This window comes from Micromonospora sp. NPDC049580 (assembly GCF_040675595.1).
Lineage (GTDB): Bacteria > Actinomycetota > Actinomycetes > Mycobacteriales > Micromonosporaceae > Micromonospora.
The window spans coordinates 1-21308 of the sequence record NZ_JBFAPG010000050.1 but is presented as its reverse complement, the minus strand read 5'-3'; the positions used below and the strand labels follow the sequence as shown (position 1 = coordinate 21308).

General features: G+C 71.5%; 23 protein-coding genes and 1 pseudogene. 12 read left to right on the top strand and 12 right to left on the bottom strand.

Annotation, left to right across the window (positions count from 1 at the left end):
* Positions 1 to 89: 89 nt before the first annotated feature.
* Positions 90 to 1739 carry a fatty acid--CoA ligase gene (locus tag AB0J68_RS07165; RefSeq protein WP_355065481.1) on the bottom strand — a complete coding sequence of 550 codons (1650 nt, stop codon included), beginning with the start codon at positions 1737 to 1739 and terminating at the stop codon, positions 90 to 92.
* Between the two features lie 56 nt (positions 1740 to 1795).
* On the opposite strand from AB0J68_RS07165, the gene AB0J68_RS07160 reads away from it, so the two are divergent.
* Positions 1796 to 2287: an NUDIX domain-containing protein gene (locus AB0J68_RS07160; protein ID WP_355134399.1), complete on the top strand. Its 492-nt coding sequence runs from the start codon at positions 1796 to 1798 to the stop codon at positions 2285 to 2287.
* Between the two features lie 169 nt (positions 2288 to 2456).
* On the opposite strand, the gene AB0J68_RS07155 is transcribed toward AB0J68_RS07160, so the two are convergent.
* Together AB0J68_RS07155 and AB0J68_RS07150 are read right to left on the bottom strand one after the other, a co-directional pair.
* Complete coding sequence (locus AB0J68_RS07155; RefSeq protein WP_363936824.1) at positions 2457 to 4133, bottom strand: MDR family MFS transporter; 1677 nt, start codon at positions 4131 to 4133, stop codon at positions 2457 to 2459.
* Between the two features lie 177 nt (positions 4134 to 4310).
* A complete protein-coding gene (locus AB0J68_RS07150) occupies positions 4311 to 4853 on the bottom strand; it encodes a type 1 glutamine amidotransferase domain-containing protein (RefSeq protein ID WP_363936821.1) in 543 nt (180 codons plus the stop codon).
* Positions 4854 to 5033: 180 nt separating this feature from the next.
* Between AB0J68_RS07150 and rfaE2 the strand changes: the two genes are divergently transcribed.
* Positions 5034 to 6830 carry a D-glycero-beta-D-manno-heptose 1-phosphate adenylyltransferase gene (rfaE2, locus tag AB0J68_RS07145; protein ID WP_363936819.1) on the top strand — a complete coding sequence of 599 codons (1797 nt, stop codon included), beginning with the start codon at positions 5034 to 5036 and terminating at the stop codon, positions 6828 to 6830.
* Positions 6827 to 7705 (top strand): glycosyltransferase, encoded by an 879-nt coding sequence (locus tag AB0J68_RS07140; RefSeq protein ID WP_363936817.1) that lies wholly within the window; start codon positions 6827 to 6829, stop codon positions 7703 to 7705. The genes rfaE2 and AB0J68_RS07140 overlap by 4 nt, the downstream gene beginning before the upstream one ends.
* Positions 7706 to 7712: 7 nt before the next feature.
* On the opposite strand, the gene AB0J68_RS07135 is transcribed toward AB0J68_RS07140, so the two are convergent.
* The 3 genes from AB0J68_RS07135 to AB0J68_RS07125 are packed head-to-tail and all read right to left on the bottom strand — an operon-like array spanning position 7713 to position 9882.
* The gene (locus AB0J68_RS07135) at positions 7713 to 8819 is read right to left on the bottom strand and encodes a glycosyltransferase family 9 protein (RefSeq protein ID WP_355134393.1); all 1107 of its coding nucleotides are present in this window, start codon (positions 8817 to 8819) and stop codon (positions 7713 to 7715) included.
* An 8-nt stretch (positions 8820 to 8827) separates the two neighbouring features.
* The gene (locus AB0J68_RS07130) at positions 8828 to 9379 is read right to left on the bottom strand and encodes an Hsp20/alpha crystallin family protein (RefSeq protein WP_354854716.1); all 552 of its coding nucleotides are present in this window, start codon (positions 9377 to 9379) and stop codon (positions 8828 to 8830) included.
* Complete coding sequence (locus AB0J68_RS07125) at positions 9376 to 9882, bottom strand: DUF2231 domain-containing protein (protein ID WP_354854714.1); 507 nt, start codon at positions 9880 to 9882, stop codon at positions 9376 to 9378. The genes AB0J68_RS07130 and AB0J68_RS07125 overlap by 4 nt, the downstream gene beginning before the upstream one ends.
* Positions 9883 to 10046: 164 nt before the next feature.
* On the opposite strand from AB0J68_RS07125, the gene AB0J68_RS07120 reads away from it, so the two are divergent.
* The gene (locus tag AB0J68_RS07120; protein ID WP_355134391.1) at positions 10047 to 10664 is read left to right on the top strand and encodes a pyridoxamine 5'-phosphate oxidase family protein; all 618 of its coding nucleotides are present in this window, start codon (positions 10047 to 10049) and stop codon (positions 10662 to 10664) included.
* A 10-nt stretch (positions 10665 to 10674) separates the two neighbouring features.
* On the opposite strand, the gene AB0J68_RS07115 is transcribed toward AB0J68_RS07120, so the two are convergent.
* Together AB0J68_RS07115 and AB0J68_RS07110 are read right to left on the bottom strand one after the other, a co-directional pair.
* Entirely contained in the window at positions 10675 to 10833 is a 159-nt protein-coding gene (locus AB0J68_RS07115; protein WP_354854710.1) for a hypothetical protein, read from the bottom strand.
* Entirely contained in the window at positions 10830 to 11234 is a 405-nt protein-coding gene (locus AB0J68_RS07110) for a VOC family protein (RefSeq protein ID WP_354854708.1), read from the bottom strand. The genes AB0J68_RS07115 and AB0J68_RS07110 overlap by 4 nt, the downstream gene beginning before the upstream one ends.
* Before the next feature lie 147 nt (positions 11235 to 11381).
* Between AB0J68_RS07110 and AB0J68_RS07105 the strand changes: the two genes are divergently transcribed.
* Genes AB0J68_RS07105 through AB0J68_RS07070 form a run of 8 tightly spaced genes read left to right on the top strand, consistent with a single transcriptional unit; the run spans position 11382 to position 19195 of the window.
* Entirely contained in the window at positions 11382 to 11636 is a 255-nt protein-coding gene (locus AB0J68_RS07105; protein WP_354854706.1) for a hypothetical protein, read from the top strand.
* Positions 11633 to 12244: an EsaB/YukD family protein gene (locus AB0J68_RS07100; protein ID WP_354854704.1), complete on the top strand. Its 612-nt coding sequence runs from the start codon at positions 11633 to 11635 to the stop codon at positions 12242 to 12244. Before AB0J68_RS07105 ends, AB0J68_RS07100 begins: the two co-directional genes overlap by 4 nt.
* Before the next feature lie 20 nt (positions 12245 to 12264).
* The gene (locus tag AB0J68_RS07095) at positions 12265 to 12960 is read left to right on the top strand and encodes a hypothetical protein (RefSeq protein ID WP_354854703.1); all 696 of its coding nucleotides are present in this window, start codon (positions 12265 to 12267) and stop codon (positions 12958 to 12960) included.
* A 13-nt stretch (positions 12961 to 12973) separates the two neighbouring features.
* Positions 12974 to 13912 (top strand): hypothetical protein, encoded by a 939-nt coding sequence (locus AB0J68_RS07090; protein WP_363936810.1) that lies wholly within the window; start codon positions 12974 to 12976, stop codon positions 13910 to 13912.
* Between the two features lie 15 nt (positions 13913 to 13927).
* Positions 13928 to 15994: a type VII secretion protein EccCa gene (gene eccCa / locus AB0J68_RS07085; protein ID WP_363936808.1), complete on the top strand. Its 2067-nt coding sequence runs from the start codon at positions 13928 to 13930 to the stop codon at positions 15992 to 15994.
* An 8-nt stretch (positions 15995 to 16002) separates the two neighbouring features.
* Positions 16003 to 17886, top strand: coding sequence for a type VII secretion protein EccCb (gene eccCb, locus AB0J68_RS07080; protein ID WP_363936807.1), 1884 nt, complete (start codon positions 16003 to 16005; stop codon positions 17884 to 17886).
* Positions 17886 to 18245, top strand: coding sequence for a hypothetical protein (locus AB0J68_RS07075; protein ID WP_363936805.1), 360 nt, complete (start codon positions 17886 to 17888; stop codon positions 18243 to 18245). The genes eccCb and AB0J68_RS07075 overlap by 1 nt, the downstream gene beginning before the upstream one ends.
* Positions 18230 to 19195, top strand: a complete 966-nt coding sequence (locus tag AB0J68_RS07070; RefSeq protein ID WP_363936804.1) for a DUF6177 family protein — start codon at positions 18230 to 18232, stop codon at positions 19193 to 19195. Before AB0J68_RS07075 ends, AB0J68_RS07070 begins: the two co-directional genes overlap by 16 nt.
* A 118-nt stretch (positions 19196 to 19313) precedes the next feature.
* On the opposite strand, the gene AB0J68_RS07065 is transcribed toward AB0J68_RS07070, so the two are convergent.
* The 4 genes and pseudogenes from AB0J68_RS07065 to AB0J68_RS07050 form a co-directional block, all read right to left on the bottom strand.
* The gene (locus AB0J68_RS07065) at positions 19314 to 19616 is read right to left on the bottom strand and encodes a hypothetical protein (protein ID WP_363936801.1); all 303 of its coding nucleotides are present in this window, start codon (positions 19614 to 19616) and stop codon (positions 19314 to 19316) included.
* Positions 19617 to 19712: 96 nt separating this feature from the next.
* Positions 19713 to 20408 carry a hypothetical protein gene (locus AB0J68_RS07060; RefSeq protein ID WP_363936799.1) on the bottom strand — a complete coding sequence of 232 codons (696 nt, stop codon included), beginning with the start codon at positions 20406 to 20408 and terminating at the stop codon, positions 19713 to 19715.
* Between the two features lie 122 nt (positions 20409 to 20530).
* Positions 20531 to 20881: a hypothetical protein gene (locus AB0J68_RS07055; RefSeq protein WP_363936796.1), complete on the bottom strand. Its 351-nt coding sequence runs from the start codon at positions 20879 to 20881 to the stop codon at positions 20531 to 20533.
* Positions 20882 to 21141: 260 nt separating this feature from the next.
* Positions 21142 to 21308, bottom strand: a pseudogene (locus AB0J68_RS07050) (IS5/IS1182 family transposase); the annotation flags it as partial.

Sequence of the window (21308 nt, the reverse complement as noted above, 5' to 3'; positions counted from 1 at the left end):
CCCGGCGCGGTGCGAACGCCGGGGCCGCCCCTGGGGAGGAATGTCAGGAGTACTCCTCTGCCCAACAGGCGACAGTGCCCGGTAAAACGTTACGGTGCTGTCAGCTCCCGGACAGTCAGCTCACCGTCGGCGTACCGCGAACGGACGACCTTCTTGTCGAACTTGCCGACGCTGGTCTTCGGCACCGTGTCGATGAACGCCCACCGCTCCGGCAACTGCCACCGGGCGACCGAGCCGGCCAGGAAGTCCCGCAACTCCTCGGCGGTCACCGACGCACCCTCGCGGACCACCACGGTCGCCAGTGGCCGCTCGTCCCACCGCTCGTCCGGCACGCCCACCACGCACGCCTCCAGCACGGCCGGGTGCGCCATCAGCGCGTTCTCCAGCTCCACCGACGAGATCCACTCGCCACCGGACTTGATCACGTCCTTCGCCCGGTCGGTCAGCGTGATGTACCCGTCCGAGGAGAGCATGCCCACGTCGCCGGTACGCAGCCAGCCGTCGCGGAACTTCTCCTCATCCGGGGCGTCGTCACCGACGTACCGCGCGGTCACCCACGGCCCGCGGACCTCCAGCTCACCGACGGCCGTGCCGTCGGCGGGCAGCGGCTCGCCCAGCGGGCCGACGATGCGCGCCTGCACCCCGGCCGGCACCCGACCCTGCGTGTACCGGTAGCGCCAGGCCTGCTCGCCGGTCGCCCCGGCGGGCGGGCGGGAGACCGATCCCAGCGGCGACATCTCGGTCATCCCCCAGGCGTGGATGACGTCGATCCCGTGCCGCTCGTCGAACGCGTGCATCAACGCCGGCGGGCAGGCCGAGCCACCGACGATCACCTCGGTGAGCGAGGACGTGTCCACCTCGTGGCTGTCCAGGTAGGCCAGCAGGTCGGTCCAGATGGTCGGCACCGCGCCGGCCAGGGTGGGCCGCTCGGCGGCGATCATCTCGGCGATCGGCGCGGCCTGGAGAAACCGGTCCGGCATGATCAACGACGCGCCGGAGAGGAACGCCGCGTAGGGCAGGCCCCAGGACATGGCGTGGAACATCGGCACGATGGCCAACTCCCGGTCGGTCGGCCCGAGACCGAAGCCCTCCGGCATGCAGACCTGCAACGAGTGCAGGTAGATGGACCGGTGCGAGTAGGCCACGCCCTTCGGGTTGCCGGTGGTGCCCGAGGTGTAGCAGAGCGCCGCGGCGTCGCGCTCGTCGACCTCGGGCCAGTCGTACACCTCGGGCCGGTCGGCCAGCAGCGCGTCCCAGTGGTGCACGGTGATCCGGTCTCCGGCGGCCGCCACCAGCGGGGCCGGGTCGCCACCGCCGACCACCACCACGTGGCGCACCGTGTTCAGCTCGCCGATCACCCTGGCCAGCAGCGGGATGAGCGTGCTGTCGACCAGCACCACCCGGTCCTGCGCGTGGTTGGCGATGTAGGTGAGCTGGTCGGGAAAGAGCCGGAGGTTGAGGGTGTGCAGCACCGCGCCCATGCTCGGCACCGCGAAGTAGGCCACCAGGTGCTCGTTGTTGTTCCACATGAAGGTGGCGACCCGCTCGTCGCCGGTGACGCCGCACTCGTCGCGCAGCGCGTGGGCCAACCGGGCGGCGGTGCGGCCCACCTCGGCGTACGTCATCCGGCGGGGTTCGGCGCCCGTCCAGGTGACCACCTCGGCCGTGCCGTGCACCCCTGCGCCGTGGTCGAGGATCCGGGAGACCTGCAGGGGGGCGTCCATCATCGTGCTACGCATGGGTAACAAGCTAGTGTCGGCGGTCACACGTTGGGAACCCCCGTAAATTGTCGCAGGTGAGCATCTCCTGGGCCGACTCATACGTGGGGCAGTTGCGCGCGCTCGCCGGGGACCGGACGCTGATGTTCGTCGGCGCCCGTGCCGTGGTCAGCGACAACGCGGGGCGCATCCTGCTCATCCAACGATCGGACAACGGCCAGTGGGCCATGCCCGCCGGGGCGATGGAGCTGGGCGAGTCGATCGCCGACTGCGCGGTCCGCGAGGTCCGCGAGGAGACCGGACTGCGGGCGCTGCGGGTCTGCGCGTTCGCCCTTTACACCGGCCCGGACCGGACCAGCACCAACATGTACGGGCACACGTACCAGGTCTTCACCACCGCGTTCAAGGTCGAGGAGTGGGACGGGCAGCTGACCCGGGTCACCGACGAGACCACCGACGCCGGCTTCTTCCCCCGCGACAGGTTCCCCACACCGCTCTCCGGATCGGTGTTGGAAACCCTGGCCGACCTGGACGTCTTCGAGCAGACCAACCGGCTGATCCTCAAGTAGGGCGGTGGTGTGCGCTCGTGCAGCTCCTTGACGGCACGGTGGGCCGTCGCTTCGGTGATGTTCCAGAAACAGCTCTCTGATCTGGCTGGAGTCGGAGCGCGACGGGGCACCGCTCATTCGGGAGTGTGCCCGTCGTCGCGGAGCCGTCTCGGCGATCGGCCGAGGACGGTCAGATCATCGTCTGGGACTTGGCGTTCATGTCGGCGGCGGCCTCGTCCTTGGATTCGCGGGTCAGTGGCTTGCCGCCCGGCGCCGGAGCCTCACCGCCGAGCGGGTCGGCCCCGCCCTTGGCGCCCTGCGGACCGGCACCCCGCAGCTCGTTGTTCGGCATCGCCAGGGTGACCAGCACCGCCACGATGGCGACGAGCCCGGTGGTCAGGAAGACCAGGTGCAGCGACTCCACGAACGACGCCTGGATGGCGGCCCGGACGGCGCCGGGCAGGGCCATGATGGTCGCCGGGTCGTTGATCGAGATGTTCGTGCCGCCACTCGCCGCGACCGCGGCCCGCTGCTCCGGTGGAAGCTGGGCGATCGCACCGGGCAACCGGTCGGCGAGCTGCGAGTTGAGCCGCGACGAGAGCACCGTGCCGAGGATCGCCACCCCGAACGAACCACCCAGCGACCGGAAGAACGTCGCCGACGAGGTACCGGCGCCCAGGTCGCGGACGGAGACCGCGTTCTGCACCGCGAGGACGAGCGACTGCATGCACAGACCGAGGCCGACGCCGATCACCACCATGAAGCCGAACGCCACCCAGAGCGACGTACCCACCTGCAACCGGGTGAACAGCAGCATGCCGACCAGCAGGGTGACCGCCCCGGCCACCGGGAACCACTTGTACCGGCCGATCCGGCTCATCGCCCGGCCGGTGAGGATCGAGGTCACGATGATGCCGGCCATCATCGGCAGCATCAGCAGACCGCTGCGGGTCGGCGAGGCGCCCTTGACGATCTGGAGGTACAGCGGGATGAAGATGATCGACCCGAACATCACCAGACCGAGCACGAAGCCGGCGGAGTTGGCCAGCGCGAACGTGGCGCTGCGGAACAGCCGCAGCGGCAGGATCGGCTCGTCGACCCGCGCCTCCTGGAGCACGAAGAGCACGGCCAGCACCGCACCGGCGACGAAGAGGCCGATGATCAGCCCGGAACCCCACGGGTACTCGTTTCCGCCCCAGCTCAGCGCGAGCAGGAGGCAGCTCACCGCGGCCACCAGCAGGCCGGCGCCGAGCCAGTCGATCGCGTGGTCCCGGCGCTCGAACGGGATCAGCCGCATCACGTGGTAGCAGACCACGATGGCCAGGATCGCCAGCGGCACGTTGATGTAGAAGATCCACCGCCAGTCGGTCTCGGCGAAGTACCCACCGACCAGCGGGCCGGCCACCGACGCGATGCCGAACACCGCCCCGAACAGACCCTGGTAGCGGCCCCTCTCCCGAGGTGAGACCACGTCCGAGATGATCGTGAACGCCAGCGTCAGCAGACCACCGGCACCGAGCCCCTGGATGCCCCGCGTGACGATCAGCTGGGTCATGTTCTGCGACAGGCCGGCCAGCAGCGACCCGAGCAGGAACGTGCCGATCGAGAAGAGGAAGACCGGGCGACGCCCGTACAGGTCGGCCATCTTGCCGTACAGCGGGGTCGACGCGGTCGAGGCGAGCAGGTACGCCGTGACCACCCACGAGTAGTGGTTGATCCCACCCAGCTCACCGACGATGGTCGGCAGGGCCGTGCCGACGATGGTCTGGTCGAGGGCGGCCAGCAGCATGCCCGTCATCAGGCCCAGCATCAGCAGCCGGATCTGCTGGCGATTCAGTACCGGCGCGGCAGAGGCTTCGGTGGTCATCAAGCCCTCTTTCCCGACCACCGGAGAACATGCCCCATACCCGAGAAAAACCCCACCGGTCCCATACCCCCACCCCGCCGCCACCCCGCCGCCACCCCGGTCGATCATGAAGTTGTTGCCACGACACGCCGGGTGAGCCGGCAATAACTTCATGATCAACAGGGTGGGGGTGGGGGGTCAGGGGGTGGCGAAGGTTTGGGTGATCTTTGCGCAGAAGGCGGGGAGGTCGTCGGGGTTGCGGCTGCTCGTCAGGTTGCCGTCCGTCACGCACTCCTCGTCGACCCAGGTGGCGCCGGCGTTGGTCAGATCCGTGCGCAGGCTGGGCCAGGAGGTGATCCGCCGGCCACGGACCACGTCCGCCTCGATCAGCGTCCACGGGCCGTGACAGATCACCCCGACCGGCTTGCCGGCGTCGAAGAACGCCTTCACGAACCGCACCGCGTCCGGGTCGGACCGCAGGAAGTCCGGGTTCGCCACCCCGCCCGGCAGCACCAGCGCGTCGTACCCGGCGGCGTCCGCCTTGTCCACGGTGACGTCCACGTCGTACGTCTTGGACTGGTCCAGGTGGTTGAAGGACTGAATGGAACCGGCCTTGAGCGAGACCAGCTCGGCAGTCGCGCCGGCGTTCTCGACCGCCTCGCGCGGCTGGACGTACTCGACCTCCTCGACGCCGTCGGCGGCCAGGAAGGCGATCCTCTTGCCCTGCAGTGTCGCTGCCATCTTGGTACATCTCCTCTCCGGGGTACCTCAATTCCCTTCCCGGCCTCCAACGCCCGAAACACCCCACGTCGGTACGACGGGCACCCCGTCGACGAGGGTGGGACGAAAGGTCGCGGACCCGCGGCGCAGCCGGTCCCGGCGCGGGGTTTGTCCGGAGGGCCGCTGGGGACCCGGGGAGGCATGGCAGGAGCAGCAGCGGAACAGCGCCGGCTCGCCACCGTCGTGGAGAGCTGGCTCGGGCGCCCGGTCCTGATCGTCGGCGACGCCATGCTGGACGAGTGGCGGTTCGCCGACTCCGACCGGCTCTGCCGGGAGGCGCCCGCCCCGGTCCTCACCCTGCGCCGACGGATCTCCGCCGCCGGTGGGGCCGCGAACACCGCGGTCAACGTCGCCACCCTCGGCGGTCGGGCCGTGCTGGTGGCGCCGGTCGGCGCCGACGTCGCCGGCGACGAACTGCACGACTGTCTGGACCGGGCCGGCGTCTGGGACCGTACGGTCAACCAGCCCGGTCGGCCCACCCCCGTGAAGCGGCGGATGCTCGCCGGCAACCAGATCCTGCTCCGGGAGGACTCCGGCGACGCGGACGACGCTCTCGACCCGGACGGGGTGGACCGGCTGCTCACGGCGCTGGACTGCGCCACCGAGGAGCTGCGCGCCGCTGCCGGCGGAGAGGCGCCGACCCTGGTGGTCTGCGACTACGGTCTGGGTGCGCTGTCCGCGCCGGTCCGCGCGTGGCTGGTCGAACAGCGCGAGCGGTACGCCACGGTCGCGCTGGACGCCCACGACCTCGCCGACTGGCGAGGGCTCGCGCCGACGGTGGTCACCCCCAGCTTCGCCGAGGCGACCCGGCTGCTGGCCCGTGCCGGTGGCCCGAACCGTTCGACCGCCGGCACCGACCTGCACCTGGAACACCCCGACAACGATCCGGCCGACGGGCCGTCCGAGCTGAGCGTCGGCGCCGCTCCGGGCGGGGCCCGCGCGGACGACCGGCCCGGCCCGGTCGGCGAGCCCACCCCGAGCGAGGGTCGGGTGGCCCTCACCGGCGACGGCCTCAGCGTCACCGGCACCGGCGTCACAGTGAACACCGAGGCCGGAGCGGGCGTGGACCGGGCCGTACTGGCCGAGTCGCGCCTCGCCGAGCTGCGCGCGCACACCGGCGCGGACGTGGTCGCGGTGACCCTGGACACCGACGGCGCGGTGGTCGGCGGCGCGGACGGGGAACGGCGACGCAGCCACAGCATCCCGGTCCCCGCGAGCCACGCGGTGGGCGCGGGAGACGCGTACCTGGCGGCGATGACGCTGGCCCTGGCCGCCGACGCGCCGCTGCCCACCGCCGCGCAACTCGCCCAGCTCGCGGCCACCATCACCGTGTCCGACACCGGCACCTGTGTGTGCCTGCGCAACGACCTGCTCGCCGCCCTCGACATGCCACCGGAGACCGTCGGGCACCCGGCGGTGGTCGGCACCGACGAACTGGACGCGATCGTCGCCGAGCATCGCGAGGCGGGCCGGTCCGTGGTGTTCACCAACGGCTGCTTCGACGTGCTGCACCCCGGGCACGTGCGCTACCTGGAACAGGCCCGTGCCCTGGGCGACCTGCTCATCGTGGCGGTCAACTCGGACGGCAGCGTACGCCGGCTCAAGGGGCCGGACCGACCGGTCAACCCGGTCGAGGACCGAGGCGCCCTGCTGGCCGCGCTGTCCTGCGTGGACCACGTGGTGGTGTTCGAGGAGGACTCGCCCGCCGCGCTGATCGAGGCGGTCCGGCCCGACGTGTACGTCAAGGGCGGCGACTATCCGCCGGAGCTGGTGCCGGAGGCGCCGCTGGTGCGCCGACTCGGCGGTCAGGTGCGCACGCTGGGGTACGTGCCGGACCGGTCCACCTCGGCGATCATCGACCGGATCCGGTCACACAGCCAGGACCCGTCGTCGCACGCCACCGACCCGTCGCTGAGCCCCCGCACCCAGGCGTCGTGAACCGGCCCCTCGCCCTCGGCACCCCGGCGGAGTTCCGTGCCGACCGGCTGGTCGACGTGTTGGTCCCGACCCGTAACCGGCCCGCCGAACTGGCCGTCACCCTGGCCGGGCTCGCCGCCCAGGGCGGGGTTCCCGGCTTCGGCGTGGTGGTCAGCGACCAGTCCGACGGCGATCCGGCGTACGCCCACCCCGCCGCGGCCACCATGGTCCGGGCGCTACGCCACGCGGGCCACCCGGTGCTGTTGACCCGCCGGCTGCCGCGCCGCGGGCTGGCCGAGCACCGTGCCTATCTGCTCGCCGCGTCCTCCGCGCGGTACGTGCTCAACCTCGACGACGACGTCTGGCTGGAACCCGGGGCGCTGCACCGGCTGGTCACCGCGATCGAGGAGCTGGGCTGCGGGTTCGTCGGCAGCGGCGTGCACGGCCTGTCGTACACCGAGGACGTACGACCGGACACACACCGGCACTACGAGGAGTGGGCCGGCCGGCCCGTCCCGGAGCGGATCCGGCCGGGCACCGCCGAGTGGGACCGGGCCCGCATCCACTCGGCGGCCAACCTGCTGCACGTCACCGCCGAGCTGGCGCTGCCGCCGGGCGCGTGGCGGGCGTACAAGGTGTCCTGGATCGGCGGGTGCGTGCTCTACGACCGGGCCAAGCTCGTCGACTCCGGGGGCTTCGACTTCTGGCGGCGGATGCACGAGAGACACCAGGGCGAGGACGTGGCCGCCCAGCTCGCGGTGCTGGCCCGCCACGGCGGGGCGGGCATCCTGCCCAGCGGCGCCTACCACCTGGAGACCCCCACCACGGTCACCGAACGGGACGTGGAGGCGTGGGAGGTCGTCCTCGCCGACGAGGACACCCCACAGCCGGCCTGAGCGCCGCCTACGGGCTGAGCAGTTCGCGGGCCGATTCCAGCACCTCGGCCACCGGCACGTCGATGACGAACGAGTCGCGGTGCGGGCACTCGCCGTCACCCGGCCGGTGCGGGTAGATGCCCGGCGTGCAGTCCACGCCGCAGACCGGGCAGTGCACCGTCCAGGAGCTGATCGGCCGGTGCCGGCCACGCAACGGCGTCGCCGTGTTGATCAGGTTGCCGACCCAGAAGATGCCCACCGTCGACGTGCCCACCGCGGCGGCCAGGTGCAGCGGGCCGGTGTCGTTGGAGACGACCAGCGCGCAACCGGCGTAGCAGCCGGCCAGCCCGCCGAGACTGAGCGTGCCCACCTGCGGCCGGACCGGCACCCCCGCCGCCGCGGCCACCTGGTCCACCACCTCCCGCTCGGAGGGCGTACCCGTCACCAGCACCTCGTACCCGTCGCCGTGCAGCGCACGGGCCACCTCGGCGAACCGCTCGGCCGGCCAGCGGCGGCGGGTGTCGGAAGCGCCCGGATGCAGCGCCACCCGAGGGCGGGCCGGCGGGCCGAGCACCTGCTCGGCCTCGGCCCGGTCCGCGTCGGTGACCGCGAGCGTCGGCACGATGGTGGTCGCCGGAGCGCCCACCAGGGCCACCGCCTCCAGATAGCGGATCACCTCGTGCTGGTAGTACACGTAGCGGACCCACCGGTCCAGCGGCGGCGCGTCCTCGGCGCGCAACCCGACCGTCACCCGGGCACCGAGGCGGCTGATCAACGGATTGGAGTTCGCGCCACCGCCGTGGGCCTGCACCGCCAGGTCGAAACCCTCACCGCTGGCCGCCGCCACGAAGTCGTCGATCGTGGACGCCGGCTCACCGGCCTCCGGCTCCCGGATGCCGGGGCCCGGCGGCACCACCAGCACCCGGTCCACCGGGCCGGGCCGGTCGCGCCAGAGCTTCGCGTGCCACGGCGCCCCGAGCAGCACGATCTCCGCCGAGGGGTACGCGGCGCGCAACGCGTCCAACGCCGGCAGAACGAAGATGAAGTCGCCGAGGGCGTTGGCGCGCAGCACCGCGATCCGGCGCACGTCTTCGACTCGCCCCGCCGTCGGGCCGAGCAGGGACGGGGTGACCACGTGGCGCGCTACTCCCGGTCGATCTCGCCGACGCTGTCCGGGTGGTGCAGCTCCCGGTCCGCGGCGGGATCGGCCGCTATCGGCGTACCACCGGAGAGGCCGCCCGAGCGCGGCCCGGCGCGGCCGACGGTGATGGTGCGCGCCGTGGGTCGCGCCGCCCGGGGCAGCCGGACGCGCAGCAGCCCGTGGTCCATCACCGCGTCGATGCCCTCCGGGTCGACCCGGGACGGCAGGTCGATGCGGTACTCGAAACCGCGCGTCTCGAAGCCCCCGGGAATGCCCTGATCGGCGTTGACCTCCGCCTCGGAGCGGGCCCGCACGCACAGCTCGCGGTCGTCCAGCTCGACGGCCACCTCCTCGGGCGCGACGCCCGGCAGCCGAACGACGACCTGCCAGCCGTCCGCGGTCTCGGTCAGCTCGACGTCGGACGACCCGGCCCGGCCGCCGACCAGCCGGCTCAGCTCGGCGCGCAGCGACTGCAACTCGCCCATCGGGTCCCAGCCCTGTTGCCGGCCGCGCCACCCCCGGCCGAAGCCGCCGGTCTGCTGCTGCTCGCTCATCGCACGTCTCCGATCCGCCGGGTGGCCGTGGTGGGCCGCAGTGAGCTGGGCGCATCCAGACCGGCGTCGCGGTCGACGCCCACACCGAGCCGGTCGACCAGTTCGCCGCCGAGCCAGGCGCTGATGCCGAGGATCGCCACCGCGACGACCTCGATGGCGATCAGCGCGCCGCCGGCGGCCCGCGAATCGGCGTTGAGCCGGACGACCCACACGGCGGCGAAGAGCAGGATCACCGCGACGTTGGCGCCCGCGTGCAGCAGACCAACCCGCTTCGCGCGGGTGCCGGTCGGGATCGCCAGCAGGTCGAACGAGCCGGCCGCCGCGGCGAGCAGGCCGCCGATCAGGCCGACGGTGATGTTCCAGTACGCGACCTCGCCGAGGAAGTCCGGCCCGCCGACCGTGTCGATGATGTCGAAGAGCACTGCGGTGACCAACAGCGCGACCGGGAACATGACAAGCATCGGATGGACTGGGTGCCCCAGCACCTTGAGTCGGCTCTCCATCTCCCGGCCTCCACTGGTCGGCTTCTCTGCGGACGGTACGAGCGGCGGGCGTGTCGGGTGAGGCCGTACCCCGGGCGACCGGGGGCAAACCTCGCACTGGCCACGCGGGCCTAGGCTGGCGACGGTGGCGCCGCCACCCGGGTCAACGGCTGGGGGAGGATCGCGTGACGGTGGAGATCACTTCGCACGAGGAACTACGCGAGCTGCTCGGCACGCCGAGCGCGCGCGCCGCCAACAAGGATCGCGCCCGCCTGCACGAGCGGGACCGGCAGTGGCTCGCCGCCGCGCCGTTCTGCCTGATGGCGACGGCCGGCGCGGACGGCAGCTGCGACGTCTCCCCCAAGGGCGACCCGGCCGGGTTCGCGCTGGTGCTGGACGACACGACCATCGCGCTGCCGGAGCGGCCAGGCAACAAGCGGGCCGACGGCTACCGCAACATCCTGGACAACCCGCACGTCGGGCTGCTCTTTTTGATCCCGGGGCGCACCGACACGCTGCGCATCAACGGACGGGCCCGCCTGGTACGCGACGCGCCCTGGTTCGACGACATGGTCGTCAAGGGGCACCGGCCGGTGCTCGCCGTGGTGGTGGAGATCGAGCAAATCTTCTACCACTGCGCGAAGGCGTTCCTGCGGTCCGCGCTGTGGCAGCCGGAGACCTGGCAGCCCGACGTGCTGCCGTCCCGCGCCCGCCTGATCAAGGAGGTCGAGACGCCCTCCGAGAGCCTGGAGGACCTGGAGAGGCACTACGGCCCGGAGTACGCCACGAAGATCTACGTCTGACGCAGGCCGGTCAGCTCGACCAGCCGGACGGATTGCCGAACGACTCGCGGGAGATGCCGGAGCCGGTCTCCGGCCACGAACCGAACCGGTCGCGGTCACCTCGTGGATGTCCTCCCGGGTCGCGCTCGACGAGGGCTCGCCGCAGCGCCAGAGCCTCCGCGCCGGTCACCCCGGGGTGACCGACACCATCCACAGGTGACCGTCCGGGTCGGCGAAGACGCCCGCGTACCCCCAGGGTCGCGTGGTCGGCTCGGCGACCACCTCGCCGCCCGCGGCGCCCGCCCGCTCGACGATCGCGCCCGCGTCGGCCTCGGTGGCGGCGCCCAGGGCGAGCAGGCACTCGCTCTGCCCCCTCGGGGCGACCTCGCGCGGGCCGATCACCCACCCGAAGCCGCCGGTCGGGACGAGCATCAGGCGCAGCCCGTCGTTGACCACGAACTGCAACGGCTCCGGGATTCCGTCGTCGGCCAGCTCGCCCACCGCTTCGAGGCCGAGACCGTCGCGGTAGAAGTGGTACGAGGTCGTGCGGTCGGCGATGGGCAGACTGATGGTCAGGGGCGCAAATGTCATGGGCTGACGCTCCGGGATCTCTGAGGTATGGCCACCATAGAACGCGGCTGCGACAGTCACCATCAGCGCGCGGTCGCGGCGTGCCGACCCGGCACCCGCGAGATCACGTCCCCCGATCGGATTAGCGGCCGTGGATAGAATCGAGCCGTGGCTCGGGAATTCGACACGCAGCTCATCGAGTCGGTCGCGGTTCGTCGCGCCCGCATGCGTGAGCTGCTGCTGTGGGGCAGGCAGCGCCGGGTCCGCGCCACGGGTGACGGGTTCCGGTGGTTGCGTACCGGTCTCGTGCTGGCGGCGGTGGCCTGCGCCGTGTGTGTCGGCTGGTCCTTCCTCCAGAACGTCGTCGCCGAGCAGCAGAGGGCACGCAACCCGGCACCGATCCAACCCACGGGTCCGCGATGACCCAACCGCGGACCCTCGCCTCCGCCGGTCACCTCAGTCGGGTGACCCTGGCCGGGCCACACCGACGCATCGACCTCGTGCTGCCCGCCGACGAGCCGCTCGGCCTGCTGCTGCCCGAGGTCGTCGCACTGGTGGGCCACCCGCCGACTGACGATTCGCGGGGCTACCAGATCAGCACCCTCGACGGCACGGTGCTCGACCCGGCCGGCAGCCTTCGGCAGGCCGCCGTGCCCGACGGCGCGCTGTTGCGGGTCGACCCGATCTCCGAGGCACCGCCGGCGGCGATCGTCCACGATGTCTCCGACGAGGTCGGCGACGACCTCATCCGGCGGCGCGGCCGGTGGGGTGACGTCCCCCGTACCTGGACCGCCACCACCGCCTGCCTGGTGGCCGCCGCGGTGGCGGCACTGCTCGCCGGCCCGCACCTCGGGCCTGCCGCGGTCAGCGTCGTCGGCGGCGCGGTCGCCCTCGCCGGCCTCCTCGTCGGGATGGCGGGCAGACGCAGGATCGGGGTGGCGGTGCTCTTGAGCGGCGCCGCGATGGTGATGACCGCCGTGCCCGGCTGGACGGACACCCGCACCCCCGGTGGGCACTGTGGACCGTGGTGATCGGCTGCACCGTCCTCGCGGTGGGTGCCGTAACGGGTAACGGGCGCGCTGGCGTCCTCGGTGGCGGCACGATGCTGGCCCTGGTCGCGGGCTGGAGCGTGCCGCTGCTGCTCGGCATGCCCGCCGAGCGGGTCGCGGCGGTGCTGGCGATCGCGTCGGTGGGCGTGCTCGGGCTGTTGCCGCGGATCGCGATGATCACATCGGGCCTCACCCGTCTCGACGACCGCCGCAGCAACGACGAGCCGGTGAGCCGGGTATCGGTACAGGCCGCGGTTGACTCCGCGCATCGCGGGCTGGCGGTCGCGGCGATCGCGGCGGCGACCTCGGCGACGCTCGCCGGGCTCATCCTCGCGTCGACGCCGGGCCCGTGGCGACTGGTGCTGGCAGCCCTGGTGGCCGGCGCCCTGCTGCTGCGGATGCGCGCCTTCCCACTGGCGGCCGAGGTGGTGACGCTGGTGGCCGGCGCGCTGACCATCGCGGGCGGCCTGCTGCTGTGCTGGGTACGGGAGCGGCCCGGCACGTGGTGGGGCACGGCGGTGGCGGCACTCGGCGTCTGCGCGGTGGCCCTGGCGATCCTGGCGTACCGGCCGCCGCCGCACGTCCTGGCGCGAGGCCGGCAGGTCGCCGATCGCGTCGAGGCCCTGACGGTGATGGCGCTGGTGCCCGTCGCCGTCGGGGTGTTCGGGCTCAACTCGCGACTTCTCGACACCTTCTGACTGAGGCGGTGGCATGAGCGCTCCACCGGTGCCGCGCACCGCGCCGCCGGCCGACCCGCCGGCGTCGGAGCCGGGCGACCTGTCGATCGCGCGCAGGCCCCCCTCCGGCGACTCCGCGCTACGGCGTACGTGGCGCAGCGCCAGCCGGATGTTCGCCAGCGGCCGGCAGACCCGGGAACTCGCCGACCTCGCCGCCGAGGTGCAGGCACCCGTGCACACCGGCCGGCGGATCGCGGTGGCCTCCGTGCAGGGTGGCGCGGGGAAATCCACGCTTGCCGCGCTGCTGGCGTCGGTGTTCGCCGCGCGTCGCGCCGATCCGGTGCTCGCCGCGGACGCGGACCCGTACGAGGGCTCGCTGACCTGGCGGCTCGGCGCCCCGAGCGACCCGTCACTGCAACGACTGGCACCCGGACTGCTCGCGGGCCGGGGCGGCGACCTGCGCGACCTCGAACCACTCCTCCCACGCACCGGGACAGGTCTCTGGGTACTGCCGAGCGGCACCACCAACCCGAACCTGTGCACCGCTGTCACGCGCGCACTGTCGCGTCTCTTCGCCGTCACCGTCACCGACTGCCCACCCGGCCTGGAGGCCCGTACCCCGGCGGGGGTGATGGCCGACGCGCACGCGGTGGTGCTCGTCGCGGCGGCGACACCCGACGGGGTTCGGGGCACCTACCAGACGCTGCGCCGGATCGTCGACGACGGCTACGGGTCATGGCTGGAGCGCGTGATCGTCGTGTTGAGCGCGAGCAACCCGCACGGCCGCGCGACGCTGATCCACGGCGCCGCCCGTGAGCTGATCGAGCAGACCGGCGTACCGGTGGTGGTGCTGCCCTACGACCGTCACCTGGGCGCCGGTGCGCTCATCACCCCGTCGCGGATCGGCGAGGCGACGCTCGTGGAGGCGACCCGCGCCGCCGCGCTGGCGCTGAGTCGCGCTCGGCGGATGTGACCGGAGGCCCCCCGCATGTCGACGCGCATGGTGCACCGCCCCGCCCGGATGGCCCGCCCGATGGCCGCAATGGATCCACTCGTGCTGGACCCGCCACCGCAACTGCCCGACGGCAAGTCCGCGATGGGGCTCCAGGCGTTGCTGCCCATGGCCGGCGCCGGGGTGGCGATGAGCATGATGATGTTCCTGCGCGGCTCCGGCTTCGCGGCTCTGGGCGCCGTGGTCATGGTGGCGGCGCTGGGCGCCGCCGGGGCGATGTACCTCACCCAGCTGGGCAAGGCCGGCCGGCAGCGCCGGGCACAGCGCGAGCGCTACCAGGACTACCTGGAGGAACTGCGCGACCAGTTGCGCGAGTCCGAGCAGCGTCTGCGGGAGGAGGCGAACCTCCTCGACCCGCCGGTGAATCGGCTGCTCGACGTGATCCGCAGCCCGGCCCGACTGTGGGAACGCCGACGCGCCGACATCGACTTTCTGCACGTACGGCTGGGCATGGGTTCGCTGCCCGTCCGCACGATCGAGCTGCGCGAGCAGAGCACGCCCACCAATCCGCTCGATCCGTTCATGCGTCACGAGGCGCGCTCACTGATCCGCCGATTCGCGCTGGTACCCGGGCTGCCGCTGCGGGCGAACCTGGACTGCGCCGGGGATGTCAGCGTGATAACGCCGAACTACGCGGACGCCGTCGCCCTCGCCAGGGCGATCCTCGTGCAGGTCGCCACGTTCCACGCCCCCGACGACGTGACGCTCGCGATCATCACCACCCCCGAGCGCGCCCGGACCTGGCGTTGGGCACGGTGGCTGCCACATCTGCTCGACCGGACCTCGATCGGCCCGTCCGGCCCGACCCCGCTGCTGGTCACCACCGTACAGACGCTCGTCGAACTGCTCAGCGAGGATCTGGAGGAGCGGACCACCAGCGCGCTCAAGTCGTTCCGGCACGGTGTCGGGCGTACGGAGGCGAAGGCCCGGCCACGGCTGCTGGTCGTCGACGACGCACACGGTGAGCTCGCCCGCGTGCTGGCCAGCCCCGACCAGACGGTCGGTCTGGCCAGCCTCGGCGTCACCGTGGTGCACCTGCTCGCCGACCGGCTGCACGAACCCGGCGACGTCTCCCGCCGGATCACCGTCGACGGCGACTCGGTCACCCTGGAGGATCTGACCGCGTCCCCGGCGGTGACCGTACGCGGCACCCTCGACGAGGCACCGGGCCCGCTCGTGGAGGGCCTGGCCCGCAGCATCGCCCCGCTGCGGCTGTCCGCCGACTCCTACGACGACGGCACCGGTACGCCACCGGCCGACTTCCAGGACCTGTTGGGCCTGTCCGACCCCACGAACCTGGATCTGGTCGACCTCTGGCGGCCGCGGGGCGAGCGGGATTTCCTCCGCGTCCCGATCGGGGTCAACCCGGCGGGGCGTCCGGTGCTGCTCGACCTGAAGGAGGCCGCGCAGCTCGGGATGGGGCCGCACGGGCTGTGCGTCGGAGCGACCGGTTCGGGCAAGAGCGAACTGCTGCGCACGCTCGTGCTCGCCCTGGCGGCGAGTCACCCGCCGGAACGGATGGCGATGGTCCTCGTCGACTACAAGGGCGGGGCCACGTTCGCGCCGTTCAGCGAGTTGCCGCACCTGGCCGGGCTGATCACCAACCTGGTCGCCGACGCGGCGCTGGTGGAACGGATGTACACGAGCCTCGACGGCGAGGTGCAGCGCCGCCAGCAGATGCTCGCCGACGCCGGCAGGGTCACCGACATCACCGAGTACCACCTGCTCCGCGCGGCGCAGGGCGAGCACACCGACCTGCCCCCGCTCCCCCACCTGCTCGTGCTCATCGACGAGTTCGGCGAACTGCTCGCCGCCAAGTCCGAGTTCATCGACCTGTTCCTGCGGATCGGGCGGATCGGGCGGTCGATCGGCGTGCACCTGCTGCTGTCGAGCCAGCGCGTCGAACAGGGCAAGATGCGGGGCCTGGAGAACTATCTCGCCTACCGGATCGGCCTACGGACGCTCACCGAGATGGAGTCGCGGACCGTCCTCGACACAGTCGACGCGTTCCACCTGCCGCCGTTGCCCGGGACGGCTACCTGAAGGTCGACGTGTCGATCTACCAGCGGTTCAAGGCCGCCTACGTCTCCGGCCCGCTCAGCAACGGCGCAGACGCCGAACTCGCCCCGATCGTGGGGCCGCTGGCGAAGCCGATGCCGGTGTTCGGCACCGCGCGCACCGACGCCGACGAGAGCGTGCCCGAGGAGCCGAAGGCGTCCCGGCGCACCACCGGACCGACCCTGCTGTCGACGGTGGTGGGGCAGCTGGCGGCGAGCGGGCAGCGGGTCCCGGCGATCTGGTTGCCGCCCCTGCCACCCATGCTCACCCTCGACGAGGCTGGCGGCGGGGTGATCACCACACCGGACGGCGTACGCCTGGGAACCGGGTCGCGCCCCGGCGTCGGGTTGCCGGTTACGCTGGGCCGTCTCGACGATCCCGCCCGTCAATGGCAGGGCCCCTGGGTGCTGAATCTCGCCGGGAGCGGCGGCAACCTGCTCGTCCTCGGCGGGCCCGGCAGCGGCAAGACGACAGTGCTGCGTACCCTCGCGCTCGGCCTGGCCACCACCCATCGCCCCACCGACGTCGGCATCTACGGCATCGACCTGCTGGGAAACGGCCTCTCGGGGCTTGCCGGGCTCCCGCACGTCGGCGGCGTCGCCAACCGCGAGGACCGCGAGCGCGTCCGCCGCGTCGTCGACGAGGTGCACGCGATGCTCGCCCAGCGGCAACGCGTATTCAGCAGACACCAGTTCGACACGGTCGAGGACCTGCGAGGCGCCGACGAGAGCGTGCGTACCGAGGTCGGCTGCGTCGACGTGGTGTTGCTGATCGACGGCTACGGCCAGCTCAACGCCGAGTTCGAAAGCCTGGAATCCAAGGTGCACGACCTGCTCGCCAGGGGCGGCCGCTACGGCATCCACGTGATCGGCACCGCCCGGCGGTGGAACGAGGTCCGTGCCGCGCAGCAGGTCGCCTTCGCCAACCGGGTCGAGCTGCGGCTCACCGAGCCCGCCGAGTCGAGCATCGACGGCAGGCAGGCTCGGGGCGTCCCACCGGACCAGCCTGGCCGGGCTCTCACCAGTGAGAAGCTGTTCGCCCAGGTGGCGCTGCCCCGCCTGGACGGGGTTCCGGACCCGGCCAACGCCGGTCTGGTCGCGGCCGCCCGGTTGGTGCGAGCAGCCTGGACGGGAGCACTGCCGCCACCCGTCCGGGTCCTTCCCGCCGTACTCCCCGTGGCCGACCTCGCCGGCACTCCCGCCGGCCACGGCGTGGTCCCCTTCGGTCGCTACGAGAGTGACTTCTCCCCCGCCGTTCTCGACCTGTTCGGCCGCGACCAGCACCTCCTCGTCCTCGGGGACCTCCGGACCGGAAAGACGAACCTGCTGCGGCTGGTCGCCGAGGAGTTGATGGGGCAGTACACGTCCGAGGAGCTGGTCTTCGCGGTGTTCGACCCTCGCGGCGTACTCGCCGACGTGGTGCCCGACTCCTACTGCGGTGGGTACGCCCCGAACGCGGCGCTCGCCCAGCAACTGTCCAGGGCGGTGTGCGACGAACTGGCGAAACGGCGGTCGTCCGAGTCGGCGCGTACCCGCATCGTGCTGCTCATCGACGACTACGAAATCCTGGCCGCGTCGGCCACGCAGCCGCTCGGCGCGCTGGTCCCGTACGTGGCGGCCGGCCGTGACACCGGGCTGCACGTCGTGATGGCCCGCCGGGTGGCCGGCGCCTCACGCGGTCTGTTCGAGCCGTTCCCGCTGGCCGTGCGCGAGGCCGGCTGCCTGAGCCTGCTCATGTCCGGCGACCGGACGGAGGGCCAACTGTTCTCGGGCGTGCGCCCCATGGTCCTGCCCACCGGACGCGCGCAACTGATCCGCCCCGGCGACGGCCCCCGCATGGTGCAGACCGCGTTCGCCGGCCAGACGAAGGAGCACTGATGACATTCGACACGGTGGCGCTGTGCCGCGCCGAGCCCGATCCGGCCGCGATGCTCGGTGCCCTGCTCGCGGCCGGTTCCGAGCTGAAGATGGACACCGTCGAGGCGGCCGGGCTGGTGCGGCTGTTCGACCCCGGTGACGGGCGTCTGCTCCTGAGCGTCGAGACCGCGCGCCTGGTGCAGGTGCCGGGCGAGGCCGAGCGGTTGCTCGGTCTTCCGCTCGACGACTCCTTCGGCGGCCGGGTCTGGTGGGTGGAGAGCCGCGCACCCGCGGCGGACCCGCAAGCCGCGGACGTGGCCCGCCGTTTCACCGCCGCACTGGTCCAGATCACGGGAGGGCTGACATGGATGAGCCGATGAACGGCGCGACCGACACGATCACCGACCGGGCCGTCGTTCTCCACCAGGACCGCGCGGTGGTAGGCCTGGCACCCTGGCTCGCGGAAGCCGCTGTCGACGCGGTACGCGACGGACTGCTGCTCCAGGTCGTCACGCCGGCGGACGGCGTCATCACGTACCCGCTCGAGATGATGCTCGCCCAGGCACGGGGGCAGTGGGTGGTGCGGGCGGGCGGCCAGTACCGCGACGGGCTCACCGGCCTCCCGCTGCACTGGGACGGTCAGCGCTTCGCCAGTGCCGACGCCTCGCAGCCCGCCGGTTCGCCGCCGGCCGACGCACCGTGGACAGGCGGCCTGGAGATCCAGATCGTCACCCTGCACCCCGCCACCGAGGCCCTGCGACTCGGTGCCAGCACCGAAGCCGCCATCCGCGCCCTCACCGGCGGCGATCCGGCCGGGTGGGGCGTCGGCGAACCGGTCACGGAGCCGTGGTCGCGCCACGAACTCACGGCGTTCTGTCGAACGCGCGCGCCGGCACCCACCAGCCTGACCGTCGTCGGCGGCGGGGGCAGGTCCGCCACACTCGGGGTCCTGACGGTCGAGCGGGTCGACGTCGGCATCCGCGAACAACTCCGGGTGGCCGGCCCTGCCCTGTCGTCCGTCGACGAGACGACGATCGAAGGGCTCGCCGAGAAGCTGGCCGGCACGGCCCGCAGCATGATCGTGACCGTCCATCCGGGCCGGACCGGCGGGCTGCGGTCAAGCACGCCGAGCATGCCGGCGTTGCCGTGGGGCGTCCTGGTCGGCCACCAGGAGAACCCCGTCGAGCCGGAGCACGAGGTGGTCATGGGCCGCCCGTTGGGGCGGGGCGCCCGACGCGCGTGGTGGTATCGACTCGACGGTGGCCCCGGCGCCCCGTACGAAACGCTCGGCGCGGTGCTGCGCCGGTACGGCCTGAACGTCCCCCGCTGACCGTCGGCTCAGTCGATGGACTCGAGAATCTCCTGGAGGCCCAAGGCGGAACTCACCTTGCCGGCCATCCGGTCCCGGTCATCGGTCGACCCGAACATTATCTCCACGCAGCTCGGCATCAGGGCGACGCTTCTCTGCGTAGATAGTCCTCGATCCTGATGCCGTCATACTCGTCCCCGCCGATCTCGCGGTAGCTCGCGATCTCCTCGAATTCCTCGTCGTCGCTGAACTTGACGACCAGCTCGGAACCGGCGGTGTCGGCGAGGAACTTCCAGAGAGCCTGCGTGAGCTGCGGATCTTCATAGGTCAGATGGTCGCCGATGGAGAATCCGGAAACCGTGCCACTCTGGTCTCTGAGCCGCTTACCGAGCCCGATCATCAACTTGCGCGACGGACATACCAGATAGCTCGAAATGCTCACGCCACTCCTCCCCGACGTGGAACTGAGGCGGTCATTGATCGAAAACTGTCTGCGCGGCAGCGCGGTGCTGTGCCGCGACGGCCTGAACGTCCCTCGCTAGAGCGGCTCGTGTTGGCGGTCGATGAACGAGCTCACGCTCTCCGCCTCGGCGCGGGTCTTCTCGTGGAGGCCAGGATCGTTCGCCAGACGATCGAAGTAGCCCTTCTCCTCCGGGCCGCCGAGATCCGGAATCGTCGGGATGGTGAGGATCGTCAGACGCCACGGCAGACGAGGTGTGGCCGCCTTGAGCAGGTCGACCACCCGGGCTCGTTCCGGATCGTCCAGGTGATCAGGCCCCACGCGGCGGAACCAGCGGACCAGACTCTCCGTCGCGCCTTGCAGGATGAAGAAGACCCATGATCGACCAATGCTGTCGATGACCTCGTCCGGTGGCGTCGTCCACGTGACGCCGAAGACGTCCTCCGGGTCCAGGTAAGCCTCGGCCCAGTCGCGCACCCTCTCGGGCGTGACGTCGGCAAGGGTCGGCATCGACTGCTCCAGCCGTGCGTACAGGATGAACCAGTAGTCATCAAAGAACGCCTTGGGAAGCCCCCAGTCGGTCTCGTCGCCGTAACGGTCCCGGACGTCCACCAGGTAGGCGAGGCACGTCTCCAACGCCCGTAGGGCTTCGACCCGCTGCTGCGGGCCGGGCGGCAGCTCGCGCGTCGCCTTCCCACGCTCGACGGGATCCGCCAGCCGCCATGGAACTGGTACGGCAGCCAGCACTTCGGGGGTAACCCAGGGACCGGTCACAGGAAATCAACTCCATAGGGCCTGAGGAGGGAAGCCACGTGCCGTCGGCGACGAACTAACGCATACTCTCCGCCCCCCGCCAGTCTTGAGTGGACTGGCGGAGACGGCCAGCAACGGTCGGCTCAGTCGATGGACGCGAGAATCTCCTGCAGACCCCTGACGAGGTACATGGGCCGGTAGCCCAGTCCTTCCAACTCACCGAACATCTTTCTCGCGGCGGGTTCGTCCAACTGACCTCGACGGAAATCCCGGACCGTTAACACATAGGGCATCTCCTCGAACGGGATCCCCGCGTCGTCCTCCAGCTCGTGACCCACCTTGAAGTCGATCGCCAAGTCCTCGGTCTTGCCCAGGTAATCGGCGTAGGGCTTGTCGGACGGTTCAAAGGGGATACCCAGTGTGGAACTGACCTTGTCAACCACCCGTTCCCGGTCGTCAGTAGACCCGAAATATATTTCCACGTAGTTCGGCATCAGGGCGTTGCCTGCCAATCCATGTCGAAGTCCGCACCCCAGATCCGGACTCTCGTGAGCTTCGCAGCGTTACCGGGGGACGCGTTGAGGAACGCGGCGAGGCCCTTGATCGCGTCGGCCCGGGTGAGTGGCGTATGCCTTGCGTCGATGATGATATTGCCGCCTTGACCTATGCCCGAGGTGGAACCGACAATCTCGTTCTTGATCGTACGGTGTGTCGGTGGGTCAGCCTTGACCGTCTTGAACTCGGTCGGCTCGCCGAGGCGGGTGGAGGCGTCGATGGCGACCTGCAGGTTCGTTGAGTACCGGTAGTTCTTGCTCCGGGCGGCCAAGCGGTGATCGCGGGTGGGGATCAGGGTCCCGTCGACGATCGCGATCTGCTCGACCGGCCGTTTGCGCACCGGCGCCAGGGCCAGCAGCGGGCCGA